Origin of the sequence: Pseudomonas sp. SC3(2021) (genome assembly GCF_019856535.1) — a bacterium.
GTDB classification, from domain to species: domain Bacteria; phylum Pseudomonadota; class Gammaproteobacteria; order Pseudomonadales; family Pseudomonadaceae; genus Aquipseudomonas; species Aquipseudomonas monsensis.
On record NZ_CP082236.1, the window covers coordinates 2,892,501 to 2,905,825 of the forward strand.

Annotated in this window: 12 protein-coding genes, 1 tRNA gene, 2 rRNA genes and 2 pseudogenes (1 of these 17 only partly in view); 14 read left to right on the forward strand and 3 right to left on the reverse strand. The window is 58.5% G+C overall.

Annotation, left to right across the window (positions count from 1 at the left end; genetic code table 11):
• The 5 genes and pseudogenes from K5Y35_RS12945 to tnpC form a co-directional block, all read left to right on the forward strand.
• A 23S ribosomal RNA gene (locus K5Y35_RS12945) occupies positions 1-313 on the forward strand (it extends 2,578 nt beyond the left edge of the window).
• 150 nt (positions 314-463) lie between these two features.
• Positions 464-579, forward strand: a 5S ribosomal RNA gene (gene rrf / locus K5Y35_RS12950).
• 120 nt (positions 580-699) lie between these two features.
• Positions 700-1,050: an IS66-like element accessory protein TnpA gene (tnpA, locus tag K5Y35_RS12955; RefSeq protein ID WP_222834340.1), complete on the forward strand. Its 351-nt coding sequence runs from the start codon at positions 700-702 to the stop codon at positions 1,048-1,050.
• Positions 1,047-1,376 (forward strand): IS66 family insertion sequence element accessory protein TnpB, encoded by a 330-nt coding sequence (gene tnpB, locus K5Y35_RS27885; RefSeq protein WP_261991698.1) that lies wholly within the window; start codon positions 1,047-1,049, stop codon positions 1,374-1,376. Before tnpA ends, tnpB begins: the two co-directional genes overlap by 4 nt.
• A pseudogene (gene tnpC, locus K5Y35_RS12965) lies at positions 1,279-2,729 on the forward strand (IS66 family transposase). Before tnpB ends, tnpC begins: the two are co-directional and overlap by 98 nt.
• Here the strand turns inward: tnpC and K5Y35_RS12970 are convergent.
• Entirely contained in the window at positions 2,715-3,314 is a 600-nt protein-coding gene (locus tag K5Y35_RS12970) for a histidine phosphatase family protein (protein ID WP_222834341.1), read from the reverse strand. The pseudogene tnpC and the gene K5Y35_RS12970 overlap by 15 nt on opposite strands.
• Positions 3,315-3,898: 584 nt before the next feature.
• Between K5Y35_RS12970 and K5Y35_RS27890 the strand changes: the two are divergent.
• Positions 3,899-4,243, forward strand: a pseudogene (locus K5Y35_RS27890) (hypothetical protein).
• A gap of 114 nt (positions 4,244-4,357) precedes the next feature.
• Here the strand turns inward: K5Y35_RS27890 and K5Y35_RS12975 are convergent.
• Positions 4,358-4,442, reverse strand: a tRNA-Leu gene (locus K5Y35_RS12975).
• Positions 4,443-4,550: 108 nt separating this feature from the next.
• Between K5Y35_RS12975 and queA the strand changes: the two genes are divergently transcribed.
• The 6 genes from queA to K5Y35_RS13005 all read left to right on the forward strand — a co-directional run bounded on the left by queA (position 4,551) and on the right by K5Y35_RS13005 (position 10,641).
• Positions 4,551-5,600 (forward strand): tRNA preQ1(34) S-adenosylmethionine ribosyltransferase-isomerase QueA, encoded by a 1,050-nt coding sequence (gene queA, locus K5Y35_RS12980; protein WP_222834342.1) that lies wholly within the window; start codon positions 4,551-4,553, stop codon positions 5,598-5,600.
• Between the two features lie 14 nt (positions 5,601-5,614).
• A complete protein-coding gene (gene tgt / locus K5Y35_RS12985; protein WP_161794909.1) occupies positions 5,615-6,730 on the forward strand; it encodes a tRNA guanosine(34) transglycosylase Tgt in 1,116 nt (371 codons plus the stop codon).
• 43 nt (positions 6,731-6,773) lie between these two features.
• On the forward strand, positions 6,774-7,112 hold the full coding sequence (gene yajC, locus K5Y35_RS12990) for a preprotein translocase subunit YajC (protein ID WP_222834343.1): 339 nt from the start codon (positions 6,774-6,776) through the stop codon (positions 7,110-7,112).
• A 65-nt stretch (positions 7,113-7,177) separates the two neighbouring features.
• On the forward strand, positions 7,178-9,046 hold the full coding sequence (gene secD / locus K5Y35_RS12995; RefSeq protein WP_123466019.1) for a protein translocase subunit SecD: 1,869 nt from the start codon (positions 7,178-7,180) through the stop codon (positions 9,044-9,046).
• A gap of 9 nt (positions 9,047-9,055) precedes the next feature.
• Positions 9,056-9,970 carry a protein translocase subunit SecF gene (gene secF, locus K5Y35_RS13000; protein WP_123466021.1) on the forward strand — a complete coding sequence of 305 codons (915 nt, stop codon included), beginning with the start codon at positions 9,056-9,058 and terminating at the stop codon, positions 9,968-9,970.
• Between the two features lie 122 nt (positions 9,971-10,092).
• The gene (locus K5Y35_RS13005; protein WP_007916907.1) at positions 10,093-10,641 is read left to right on the forward strand and encodes a glycine zipper 2TM domain-containing protein; all 549 of its coding nucleotides are present in this window, start codon (positions 10,093-10,095) and stop codon (positions 10,639-10,641) included.
• Positions 10,642-10,800: 159 nt separating this feature from the next.
• Here K5Y35_RS13005 and suhB read toward each other — a convergent pair whose 3' ends face one another.
• On the reverse strand, positions 10,801-11,619 hold the full coding sequence (gene suhB, locus K5Y35_RS13010; protein ID WP_222834344.1) for an inositol-phosphate phosphatase: 819 nt from the start codon (positions 11,617-11,619) through the stop codon (positions 10,801-10,803).
• Between the two features lie 145 nt (positions 11,620-11,764).
• Between suhB and trmJ the strand changes: the two genes are divergently transcribed.
• Positions 11,765-12,535: a tRNA (cytosine(32)/uridine(32)-2'-O)-methyltransferase TrmJ gene (gene trmJ, locus K5Y35_RS13015; RefSeq protein ID WP_123466023.1), complete on the forward strand. Its 771-nt coding sequence runs from the start codon at positions 11,765-11,767 to the stop codon at positions 12,533-12,535.
• Between the two features lie 3 nt (positions 12,536-12,538).
• Complete coding sequence (gene cysE / locus K5Y35_RS13020; RefSeq protein WP_025109222.1) at positions 12,539-13,315, forward strand: serine O-acetyltransferase; 777 nt, start codon at positions 12,539-12,541, stop codon at positions 13,313-13,315.
• Positions 13,316-13,325 lie beyond the last annotated feature (10 nt).

Sequence of the window (13,325 nt, forward strand, 5' to 3'; positions counted from 1 at the left end):
GTCGTGAGACAGTTCGGTCCCTATCTGCCGTGGACGTTTGAGATTTGAGAGGGGCTGCTCCTAGTACGAGAGGACCGGAGTGGACGAACCTCTGGTGTTCCGGTTGTCACGCCAGTGGCATTGCCGGGTAGCTATGTTCGGGAAAGATAACCGCTGAAAGCATCTAAGCGGGAAACTTGCCTCAAGATGAGATCTCACTGGAACCTTGAGTTCCCTGAAGGGCCGTCGAAGACTACGACGTTGATAGGTTGGGTGTGTAAGCGCTGTGAGGCGTTGAGCTAACCAATACTAATTGCCCGTGAGGCTTGACCATATAACACCCAAGCAATTTGCGTCGAAGAGACCAGATTGCGGTGTGTGAAGACGAAATGAACCGAAAGTTCGCGCTGCTCACAAGACACCTGTATCACATACCCGATTTGCTGAAGCGAGACCAGATGGTCGCGAGTCAGTACCCGAATTTCTTGACGACCATAGAGCGTTGGAACCACCTGATCCCATCCCGAACTCAGAAGTGAAACGATGCATCGCCGATGGTAGTGTGGGGTTTCCCCATGTGAGAGTAGGTCATCGTCAAGATTAAATTCCGAAACCCCAATTGCGAAAGCAGTTGGGGTTTTGTTTTGTCCTCGAAAAAAAGCATTCTGAGGGTAAGCGCCCGGCGAACACACCTTCAAAATCCCAGCATTAAGGACGATCGTGTCCGCGATCGCCCTTGTCGCCAGGATTTCCATGCGCCAACGAAGCTCTTGCCCCAAACCATTCAAAGCCCAGGTCGTCCAGGAATGCCTCCAGCCCGGAGCGACGATTTCCAGCGTAGCCATCCATCACGGCATCAATGCCAACGTGATCCGCAAGTGGCTACCGACCTGCCCGGATCAATCGCCTGCAACCTTGCCGGCTTTCGTTCCGGTAAAAGTGGTACCAAGGCGAGCATCAGAAGAGATGGTGATCATCTCGCTACCTCTGGGTGATAAATCTATCACCGTAAAATGGCCAGCCTCGGATCCGGACGGCTGCGCGTGTTTTATTCGTGGCCTGGCCCAATGATTCGCGTCGATGCCATCTGGCTCGCCACCGAGCCTATGGACATGCGCGCCGGCACTGAGACTGCGTTGGCCCGAGTGGTCGCGGTGTTCGGTGCGGCGAAGCCGCACTGCGCTTACCTCTTTGCCAACCGCCGGGCGAACCGCATGAAAGTCCTGGTGCACGACGGCGTCGGTATCTGGCTGGCTGCACGGCGCTTGAGCCAAGGTAAGTTTCATTGGTCAGGCCTCCATCGTGGGGCGGAGGTCGAACTCGACCCCGAACAACTGCGCACTGGCTGCGCAGTTGATATCCAAGATCGACACCCAGGACAGAAAAATTCATCGTGATGAGACGATCATCGAGCAACTCACTCACGAAATCGCCATTCTCAAACGCCACAAGTTTGCCAAGCGCAGCGAGCAGATCAGCCCGGCTCAAGGTAGCTTGCTTGATGACCTGCTCAATACCGACCTCGAAGCCATCGAGGCCGAGTTAAAAGCACTTCATCCCGCTCCCGCACAGGCAGAACCACGCCAGCAACCCAAGCGCGCGCCGTTGCCACTGCAGTTCCCACGCATTGTGATCCTCACGAGCCGGACAACACTCAGTGCGCGTGCGGCTGCCAGCTTCAGCGCATCGGCGAAGATGTCAGCGAGAAGCTGGACTACACGCCGGGCGTGTTCACCGTCGAACACCACGTGCGTGGGAAATGGGCCTGCCGTAAGTGCGAAACACTGATCCAGGCGCCGGTACCGCCGCAGGTGATCGACAAGGGCATCCCCAATGCCGGCCTGGCTATCCCGCGCTCGACACTGGCGCACTGGGTGGGCCAAACCGGCGTGCAGCGTCAGCCGCTGGTCGATGCGTTGCGAGAAGCAGTGCTGGCCCAGCGCGTCGTCCACGCCGATGAAACGCCGGTACAAATGCTGGCGCCCGACGAGAAGAAAACCCACCGCGCTTATGTCTGGGCCTACAGCACTGCGCCGTTCTCGGCCTTAAAGGCCGTTGTCTACGACTTCAGCCCCAGCCGTGCTGGCGAACATGCGCGTAACTTCTTGGGCACCTGGAACGGCAAGCTCGTCTGTGATGACTTTGCCGGCTACAAGGCCAGCTTTGAGCTGGGCATCACCGAGATCGGGTGCATGGCCCATGCACGCCGCAAGTGCTTTGACTTGCATGTAGCCAATAAAAGCCAATTGGCGGAGCAGGCGCTTCACTCGATTGGCGGGCTGTACGAAGTCGAGCGACACGCCAAGGAAATGAGCGACGAAGACCGTTGGCGATTACGCCAGGAAACAGCCGTGCCCATCGCTGAAAAGCTGCATGAATGGATGTTGGCCCAGCGTGAACTTGTGCCTGAGGGTTCGGCCACGGCCAAGGCTCTGGATTACAGCCTCAAACGCTGGGTAGCGCTGACGCGCTACCTGGAAGACGGTGCTGTGCCCATCGACAACAACCAGATCGAGAACTTGATCCGGCCATGGGCGCTTGGGCGGTCGAAATGGTTGTTTGCCGGATCGCTGCGTAGCGGCAAGCGGGCGGCGGCGATCATGAGCCTGATCCAGTCGGCGCGTATGAATGGTCATGATCCGTATGCGTATTTGAAGGACGTGCTGGCTCGTCTACCGACGCAGCGGGTAAGTGAGATTACGGAGTTGCTGCCGCAAAACTGGCAGCAGCCCACATCACGCTATGGGTAGAGAGCGCCTCAGAGTTTCAAGATCTTGTGTAGGTATATTGAAGCTTTGCAAAAACAGCATGTTACCGTTTGAAAGCTGCCATTCGTAGAAGTCTGAAAAGTCTCCTATGGCCAGTGCTCTGATTACTTTTGCAACGAAGCCGTGTGCTACAAGCAAAACAGTTTTGGAGGGATATTTCGATTCCAGCTCAGCTAAACCGTCTCGCACTCGTTTCACAACGTCAGAGATCGACTCACCATCGGTCGGCCCAGCATCCCAAAGTCGAGTGATGTTCTGCGACCAGAGTTGCGGATAGCGCTTCTTGGCATCGCCTTGGGTCAACCCCTCGAAAACGCCGACATCCCGCTCTCTGAAGCAGTCCATTATTTCAGGCGAGAGCTTGAGGTGTTCGTTCAGAATGCTCGCGGTTTGTACCGCCCTGAGGCGTGGAGAAACGACAAGTACATCAAGGCTTGCGGGCAATTGCTCGCAAAGCGTTTGAGCCTGCTGGCGGCCCAGCGCGGTAAGTTCTAGATCAAGAGATCCAAGGTATCGATGTTCGGCATTAGCCCAGGTTTCACCATGCCGCACGATGTATAAATGCATGAAATCCGTCTCAGCGAAATATAAGAGAAAGATTGTACCTTTCCATCGCCGGTGAACGCACCAAGACCGGGTTTTGGGACAGGTGTATTCCCCAGACGCTTACTTCTGAGGTCCTTGGTGACCATGGGATCAGCCATACGTTAGCCGATCGCTGTGTAACCCGCCTGGGGCTTATCCCACATCCTTAGCAGTGCGACATTACCCCTCGTCAACGAAGTCGATCACTCGCACCTCGACCTTGTCGGCATGTAAGCGATGCAACACCATTCTGGAAGCTGTCGGTCGGGATGATGCCAAGTTCACGAAAGGCACAAAGAAAATGGTGATCATGGGAAAGCTTGGCGTTCTCGTGGCCGCTGCCCTGGCGATTTGATAACAAACCTAAAGGGGGCAGCTCGGCAAGGCATCATCGTGGGAGAGGGAGGGCGCTGGAGGCATCCTGGCCGGTGCAGGCGGCCTTGGCGCTCGTCTCTGCGCAAATTGCAGTGGTCTTGGTGCGATCAGTCGTCGGGCGGGGCTGTGGGAGGACTGCTGGCGGACTCGCTAGATGAAGTACTGGAGGAGATTTCGCGTCGGGACATTTTCTGACTGAACCACAACTGACAAATGTCAGAGCCGCACTGTCCGAACCGTTCAACCATTTTCCCACTGATTACGATTACATCGCACGTCAGCTCAAAGGCGTCGATCCAGCGGTGCTCTACGAGATTTTTTATTCAGAAGTCGCGCCAGTGTGCTTTACAAACATTGCGGCGGCTTTGCCCACTGTCTGGACGGGTTTTGACCCTGATTGGCTCAGGATCGAAATAGAGGAAAGGTGCGCGGCGCGGTAGCGTAGATGGTCACGCAGGCAGTTCGACAAGTTGCTGGTTCGTTGGCTGAAATACAACTACGACTACATGTGGGAAGAGATCGCCAGCAGACTTTGAACTTGTGTTTAGAGCATTGGAATTCTCGCTTGAGCGGGTGGCCGTCGAATGAACAGCGGGCACTTTCCGACAGACGAAAAAAAAGGCCTTGCTAAGCAAGACCTTTCTTGATTTTGGTGCCCCGAGGGAGACTCGAACTCCCACTCCTTTCGAAAACGGATTTTGAATCCGCCGCGTCTACCAATTCCGCCATCAGGGCTCAATGGCGGCGAAGTATAGAGAGGTGATTACCGTTGGTCAATCACGTTTCATGGTCAATTTTCGATATTTCCGCTAGACTTTCCGGCCCTGCTAGACGAACCCCATCATGCGCGTTGCTGACTTTACCTTCGAGCTTCCTGATTCGCTGATCGCCCGCCACCCTTTGGCCGAGCGTCGCGGTAGTCGCCTGTTGACCCTTGATGGTGTCAGCGGCGCCCTCGCACACCGTCAATTCACTGATTTGCTTGAGCATTTGCGCCCGGGCGATTTGATGGTGTTCAACAATACCCGGGTGATTCCGGCGCGGCTGTTCGGGCAGAAAGCGTCCGGCGGCAAGCTGGAAATCCTCATCGAGCGGGTGCTCGATTCGCATCGCGTGCTGGCCCATGTGCGCTCCAGCAAGTCGCCGAAGCCGGGTTCGAAGATCCTTATCGACGGCGGTGGCGAAGCCGAGATGCTTGCGCGTCACGACGCGTTGTTCGAACTGGGCTTCGATGAAGAAGTCTTGCCGCTGCTCGACCGTGTCGGGCACATGCCGTTGCCTCCCTATATAGACCGCCCGGACGAAGGCTCCGATCGCGAGCGCTATCAGACCGTGTACGCCCAGCGTCTCGGTGCGGTGGCGGCGCCGACGGCGGGGCTGCATTTCGATCAGCCGCTGATGGACGCGATTGCCGCCAAGGGCGTCGAGACCGCGTTCGTCACGCTGCACGTCGGCGCGGGTACGTTCCAGCCGGTGCGCGTCGACAAAATCGAAGATCACCACATGCACAGCGAGTGGCTGGAAGTCGGCCAGGAGGTGGTCGATGCCGTAGCCGCCTGCCGTGCACGCGGTGGTCGGGTGATTGCCGTGGGCACCACTAGCGTGCGTTCGCTGGAAAGTGCCGCGCGCGATGGTGTGCTCAAGCCGTTTAGTGGCGACACCGACATCTTTATCTACCCGGGCCGGCCGTTCCATGTGGTCGATGCGCTGGTCACCAATTTCCATTTGCCCGAATCCACGCTGTTGATGCTGGTTTCGGCGTTCGCCGGTTATCCCGAAACCATGGCCGCCTATAAAGCCGCCGTCGACAACGGGTACCGCTTTTTCAGCTACGGTGATGCGATGTTCATCACCCGTAATCCCGCGCCGCGCGGCCCTGAGGAAACAGTATGAGTCGCACCTGTCGTATGTCGTTCGAGCTGCTTGCCACCGATGGCAAGGCCCGTCGTGGTCGTCTGACCTTCCCCCGTGGCACCGTCGAGACCCCGGCCTTCATGCCGGTGGGCACGTATGGCACGGTCAAGGGCATGTTGCCGCGTGACATCGTGGCCACCGGCGCGGAAATCATTCTGGGCAACACCTTCCACCTGTGGCTGCGCCCGGGCACCGAGGTGATCAAAGAGCACGGCGACCTGCACGACTTCATGCAGTGGAAAGGTCCGATTCTCACCGACTCCGGCGGCTTCCAGGTGTTCAGCCTGGGCGCGATGCGCAAGATCAAGGAGGAAGGCGTGACCTTCGCCTCGCCGGTCGATGGCTCGAAAGTGTTCATGGGCCCTGAAGAGTCGATGCAAGTGCAGCGCGATCTCGGTTCCGACATCGTGATGATCTTCGACGAATGCACGCCGTACCCGGCTGACGAAGACGTCGCCCGTGTATCCATGGAACTGTCGCTGCGTTGGGCCCAGCGCTCGAAAAACGCGCATGGCGACAACACTGCGGCGCTGTTCGGTATCGTTCAGGGCGGCATGCACCAGGATCTGCGCATGCGCTCGCTGGAAGGCCTCGACAAGATCGGCTTCGATGGCCTGGCTATCGGCGGTCTGTCGGTGGGCGAGCCGAAGCACGAGATGATCAAGGTGCTGGATTATCTGCCGGGCATGATGCCGGCTGACAAACCTCGTTACCTTATGGGCGTTGGCAAACCGGAAGATCTGGTTGAGGGTGTGCGCCGCGGTGTGGACATGTTCGATTGCGTGATGCCAACCCGTAATGCCCGCAATGGGCATCTGTTCATTGATACAGGCGTGCTGAAGATCCGTAACGCGTTCCATCGCCATGATGATTCGCCGCTGGATCCGACCTGCGATTGCTATACCTGCCAGAACTTCTCCCGCGCTTATCTGCATCACCTGGACAAGTGCGGCGAAATGCTCGGCAGCATGCTCAATACCATCCATAACTTGCGCCATTATCAGGTGCTGATGGCTGGTTTGCGCGAGGCTATTCAACAGGGTACATTGGCCGCCTTTGTCGATGCCTTCTACGCCAAACGCGGGCTCCCCGTTCCGCCTTTGGACTGAGTTTTCTGACCCCAAGATTCAACATTTGCAACTGGAGTGCTAAATGAGCTTTTTTATCTCTAACGCCATGGCTGACGCAGCTGCACCGGCTGCTGCAGCCCCAATGGGTGGCGGCTTCGAGTGGATTTTCCTGGTCGGCTTCCTGGTCATCTTCTACCTGATGATCTGGCGTCCACAGGCCAAGCGCGCCAAAGAGCAGAAGAACCTGCTGAGCAGCCTGCAGAAGGGCGACGAAGTGGTCACCACCGGCGGCATCGCCGGCAAGATCACCAAAGTGGCCGATGACTTCGTGGTTCTGGAAGTTTCCGACACCGTGGAAATGAAGTTCCAGAAGGGCGCCATCGCTGCCACGCTGCCAAAAGGCACGCTGAAAGCGATCTAAAGGTAACAACTTCTACTCAATCGACGGGGCGCGCAAGGCGCCCCGCGTTCATAACGGGCGGCGTGATGCTGAACAAATATCCTCTGTGGAAATACATTCTGATCCTGGCGTTGCTGGCGATCGGTCTGATTTATTCCGCTCCCAATCTTTACCCCGATGACCCGGCCATTCAGATCAGCGGTGCCAGCACGGCCCTGCAGGTCAATCAGGCCGATCTGGATCGCGTAAGCACCGCGCTCAAAGAGTCCGGGATCAACGTCAAGGCTGCCACACTGGCGGCGGGCGGCAAGGGCGGTCTGATCCGTCTGACCAAGGCTGAAGATCAGCTGCCGGCCAAAGACGTTGTGCGCAAGGCATTGGGTGATGACTACGTCGTCGCGCTGAACCTGGCACAAACCACCCCGCAATGGCTGCGCAATCTGGGCGCGCACCCGATGAAGCTGGGTCTGGACTTGTCCGGTGGTGTGCACTTCCTGCTGGAAGTGGACATGGACAAAGCCCTCGACGCACGCCTGAAAGTCTACGAAGGCGACGTCAAGAGCCTGCTGCGCAAAGAGAAGTTGCGCTATCGCAGCCTGCCGCAACTGGGCGGTGCCATTCAGCTGGGCTTCAGCGATGAAGACTCCCGCGAACAGGCCCGTGCACTGATCCGCAAGAACTTCAACGATTTCGACATTGTTCCGGCCGACCTCAACGGTCAACCGGTGCTGCGTCTGGCGATGACCCCGGCCAAGCTGGCGGAAATCCGTGAATACTCCATCAAGCAGAACCTGACCACGGTACGTAACCGCGTCAACGAACTGGGTGTTGCCGAACCGATCGTCCAGCGTCAGGGCGCCAACCGCATTGTGGTTGAGCTGCCGGGCGTGCAGGACACTGCCGAAGCCAAGCGTATCCTCGGCAAGACGGCCAACCTCGAGTTCCGTCTGGCGGCTGAGCCAGGTGCTTCGAAAGCCACTTCCGAAACCTTCGAGTTCCGTGAAGGCAATCGTCCGCCGGCACAGATCGAGCGTGGCCTGATCATCACCGGTGACCAGGTGACTGACGCCAAGGCCGGTTTCGGCGAGCACGGCACTCCGGAAGTGAACATCCGTCTGGATGGTCACGGTGGCGAGCTGATGAGCCGCGCGACCCGTTCCAACGTCGGTCGCAGCATGGCGGTGATCTTCATCGAACAGCGTCCGGTCACCACTTACACCAAGCAGGTTGTGGGCGGCGTCGAGAAAGACGTGCCGGTACAGACCTTCAAGGAAGAGAAGAAGATCATCAGCCTGGCGACCATTCAGTCGCCGCTGGGTGCGCAGTTCCGTATCACCGGCCTGAATGGCCAGGGCGAATCGTCCGAACTGGCACTGCTGCTGCGTGCCGGTGGTCTGGCCGCGCCGATGTACTTCGCTGAAGAGCGCACAATCGGTCCGAGCCTGGGTGCTGACAACATCACCAAGGGTATTGATGCATCGCTGTGGGGCATGCTGTTCGTCTCGCTGTTCATCATCGCCATCTACCGCTTCTTCGGTGTGATCGCCACCGTGGCACTGGCGGTGAACATGGTCTTGCTGCTGGCGCTGATGTCGCTGCTGGGGGCAACGCTGACCCTGCCGGGTATCGCCGGTATCGTCTTGACCATGGGTATGGCGGTCGACGCCAACGTGCTGATCTTCTCGCGGATCCGTGAAGAGATCGCCGCCGGCATGACCGTGCAGCGTGCAATCAACGAAGGCTTCGGCCGGGCATTCACCGCGATTCTCGACGCCAACCTGACCACTCTGCTGGTCGGCGGCATCCTCTTCGCCATGGGCACCGGCCCGGTGAAGGGTTTCGCAGTGACCATGTCCCTCGGGATCTTTACCTCGATGTTCACGGCCATCATGGTGACCCGCGCGATGGTCAACCTGATCTTCGGCGGTCGTGACTTCAAGAAGTTGTGGATTTAAGGGGCTGCCATGTTACGTACAATCAACTTCATGGGCGTTCGCAACTTCGCGTTCGGCGTCACAGTGTTTCTCACGTTGCTGGCTATTTTCAGCGTCTTCCACAAGGGCATGAACTGGGGCCTGGACTTCACCGGCGGTACGCTCATCGAGCTGACCTACGAGCGTCCGGCGGATGTCACCAAGGTGCGCGAGCAACTGGTGGCTTCCGGTTACCACGAAGCCGTGGTGCAGAACTTCGGTGCAACCACCGACCTGCTGGTGCGCATGCCGGGTGAAGACCCGCAGCTGGGCCATCAAGTCGCGGACGCGCTGCAGAAAGTCGGCGGCGACAACCCGGCAACGGTCAAGCGCGTCGAGTTCGTCGGTCCGCAGGTCGGTGAAGAGCTGCGCGACCAGGGCGGCCTCGGCATGCTGCTGGCGCTCGGCGGCATCCTGATCTACCTGGCTTTCCGCTTTCAGTGGAAGTTCGCGGTCGGCGCCATCGTTTCGCTGATCCACGACGTGATCGTGACCGTGGGTATCCTGTCGTTCTTCCAGATCACTTTCGACCTGACGGTGCTGGCGGCAGTGCTGGCGATCATCGGTTACTCGCTGAACGACACCATCGTCGTGTTCGACCGGGTTCGTGAGAACTTCCGTGTGTTGCGCAAGGCTTCGCTGATCGAGAACATCAACATCTCGACCACCCAGACCCTGTTGCGCACCATGGCGACGTCGATCTCCACGTTGCTGGCGATCGCGGCACTGCTGTTCTTCGGTGGCGACAACCTGTTCGGCTTCTCCATCGCCCTGTTCATCGGTGTGCTGGCGGGTACTTACTCCTCGATCTACATCGCGAACGTGGTGCTGATCTGGCTGAACCTGACCACTGAAGACCTGATTCCACCGGCCAACACCGAAAAGGAAGTCGACGACCGTCCATAACGGCCATCGCTTTTTTCCAGCTGTCAGCCAAAAAAGGCGCGAGTTGAACTCGCGCCTTTTTTTATGCTCCAAGGCTGGGAGAAGCGCGGGCGCGTCCCGCATGTGATGGTCAGGAGGTTCATGTGAACAAGTCGTTGCTGGTTGGTGCGGTATTGGGTGCTGTCGGTGTGACTGCCGGGGGTGCTGTTGCCACCTACAGCCTGGTTAAAAGCGGCCCTGAGTATGCGCAAGTGTTGGCCGTTGAGCCGGTTAAAACACAGATCAAGACTCCACGTGAAGTGTGCAAGGACGTGACAGTGACTCGTCAGGCACCGGTAAAAGATCAGCACCAGATTGCCGGTACCGTTGTGGGTGCGCTGGCAGGTGGTTTGCTGGGCAATCAGATTGGCGGCGGCACCGGCAAGAAGATTGCCACGGTAGCGGGTGCGGTCGGTGGCGGTTATGCGGGTAACAAGGTGCAGGAAGGCATGCAGGAGCGTGACACCTACACCACCACGCAAACCCGCTGCAACACGGTCAATGACATCAGTGACAAGGTCGTCGGCTACGACGTGCGTTACTCGCTCGATGGCAAGGAAGGTAAAGTGCGGATGGATCGTGATCCGGGCAATCAGATTCCGGTCGACAAGGAAGGCAAGTTGATTCTGTCGCAGAATGAGCCGGCTCAGTAAGGGCCGACTGTTTTAAAAAGAAGCACCCTGCGGGGTGCTTTTTTTGTGCCCGCCATTTAGGCCGCGCAACAAATCCCCTGTAGGAGTGGTGTGGTAGAGGTCGAATTCCAGGCATAAAAAAAGCACCCCGAAGGGTGCTTTTTGCGTTTCGCGGGAAGCTTAGCGCTTCAGCGAAGCCGGCAGGTGCGGCTGGATCGCCGTCAGGACTGCCTTGAAGCATTTGGTGTTGCCGGCAACGATGTGGCCTTTTTCAAGGAATTCGTGACCGCCGGTGAAGTCGCTCACCAGGCCGCCGGCTTCCTGAATCAGCAGGGCGCCTGCAGCCATGTCCCACTCGGACAGGCCCGATTCCCAGAACGCATCGAAACGACCGGCGGCCACGTAGGCCAGGTCCAGGCTGGCGGAGCCGGCGCGGCGGATGCCGGCAGTCTGGCCAACCAAGGCGCGGAACATGCCCAGGTAGTTGTCGAGGTTGTCCATCTGGTCGTCACGGAACGGGAAGCCAGTGCCCAGCAGTGCACCGTCGAGGCTGGTACGACCGCTGACGCGCAGACGACGACCGTTCAGTTGAGCGCCGCGACCACGGCTGGCAGTGAATTCTTCCTGGCGAACCGGGTCCAGAACAACAGCGTGTTCCAGGCGGCCACGGTATTTACAGGCAATGCTGACAGCGAAGTGAGGAATGCCGCGCAGGAAGTTGGTGGTGCCGTCCAGCGGATCAATGATCCACAGGTACTCTTCGCCTTCGATGCCGGTACCGGCGTGCAGGCCAGTCTCTTCACCCTGGATCGAGTGATTCGGGTAAGCCTTGCGCAGGGCATCAATGATTTTTTGTTCGGCGGCGCGATCGACCTCGGATACATAATCCTTGGCGTCTTTTTCGTCGACCTTGATGGTATCCAGGCGCTCGATGGAGCGGAAGATCAGTTCACTGGCGCTGCGGGCGGCGCGCAGCGCGATATTCAGCATGGGCTGCATGGATGTGTCACCTAAGGTTGTTAAAGAAAGCCGCGCATTCTATCAGAACTTTTCTTCAGGTGAAGGACGCTGTTCGCTTTCATAGCTTAACGGTAGGCTGTTCTGTAAGATTTGCACCCCTTTCCCGTGTCCGAGAGCGCCTCCCTTGCTGCAGAACATTCGTGTCGTCCTGGTCAACACCAGCCACCCCGGCAACATCGGCGGGGCCGCGCGCGCCATGAAAAACATGGGTCTGTCGCGGCTGGTACTGGTCGAGCCGCGGGTATTTCCGCATCACGAAGCCGATGCTCGAGCTTCGGGTGCCGGTGACATCCTTGAAAACGCGCAAGTCGTCGCCACCCTGGAAGACGCCTTGGTCGGCTGCAATCTGGTGCTTGGCACCAGCGCCCGTGACCGGCGCATTCCCTGGCCACTGCTCGATCCGCGCGAATGCGGCAGCAAAGTGGTCGAGGAAGCCGGGCAGGGCGCGCAAATCGCCCTGGTGTTCGGTCGTGAAGATTCCGGCCTGACCAATGAAGAGCTGCAGCGATGTCACTTTCACGTGCACATCCCCTCCGATCCAGAGTTCAGTTCGCTGAACCTCGGGGCGGCGGTGCAGGTGTTGAGCTATGAAGTGCGCATGGCCTGGCTGGCGGCACAAGGTCAGCCGAGCAAGATCGAGAAAGAAGAAGTGGCTTCGGTGAAAAGTGCCGAGCTGGCGACTATGGATGAGCTGGAGCGCTTTTATGAGCATCTGCAGCAGACGCTGGTCGCCATCGAATTCCTCGATCCGGAAAAGCCCCGGCACTTGATGGCGCGCCTGCGCCGGTTGTACGGACGCAGCTCGGTCAGTCGGGCGGAAATGAATATTTTGCGTGGCATCCTCACGGAAACCCAGAAAGCGGCCCGTGGTGAGCTTCTTAAGCGGAAGGACTAAATGATGTTTGAGCGTTTGCGTGAAGATATCCAGAGCGTATTCCATCGAGACCCGGCGGCGCGTAACGCTTTTGAAGTCCTGACCTGCTACCCCGGCATGCATGCGATCTGGATTCACCGGTTGGCCGGCATGCTGTGGCGCAATGAGTTGAAATGGCTGGCGCGGCTGGTGTCGAACTTCGGTCGCTGGTTGACCGGCATCGAGATTCATCCGGGGGCCAAGGTCGGGCGTCGCTTCTTCATCGACCATGGTATGGGCATCGTCATTGGTGAAACCGCCGAGATCGGAGACGACGTGACCATTTATCAGGGCGTGACCCTCGGTGGCACCAGTTGGAACAAGGGCAAGCGCCACCCGACTCTGGGTGACGGTGTTGTTGTCGGCGCCGGGGCCAAGGTGCTGGGGCCGTTCACGGTCGGTGCTGGCGCCAAGGTCGGTTCCAATGCTGTGGTGACCAAAGAAGTGCCGCCGGGCGCGACTGTGGTCGGCATTCCGGGACGAATCATCGTCAAGTCGGACGAGGAGCAGGACGCCAAGCGCAAGGCCATGGCCGAGAAGATCGGTTTCGATGCCTACGGTGTCAGCGAAGACATGCCCGACCCGGTGGCGCGCGCCATCGGTCAGTTGCTCGATCACCTGCAAGCGGTGGACGGACGGCTGGAAGGGATGTGCGGCGCGCTGAAGGATCTGGGCAGCAATTACTGTGCGAAAGATTTGCCTGAGTTGCGTGAAGAAGACTTCGCCTGCGTGAAGGGCAAGGATCAGAGTCAGGCCAGCTAAACCGCAGCGC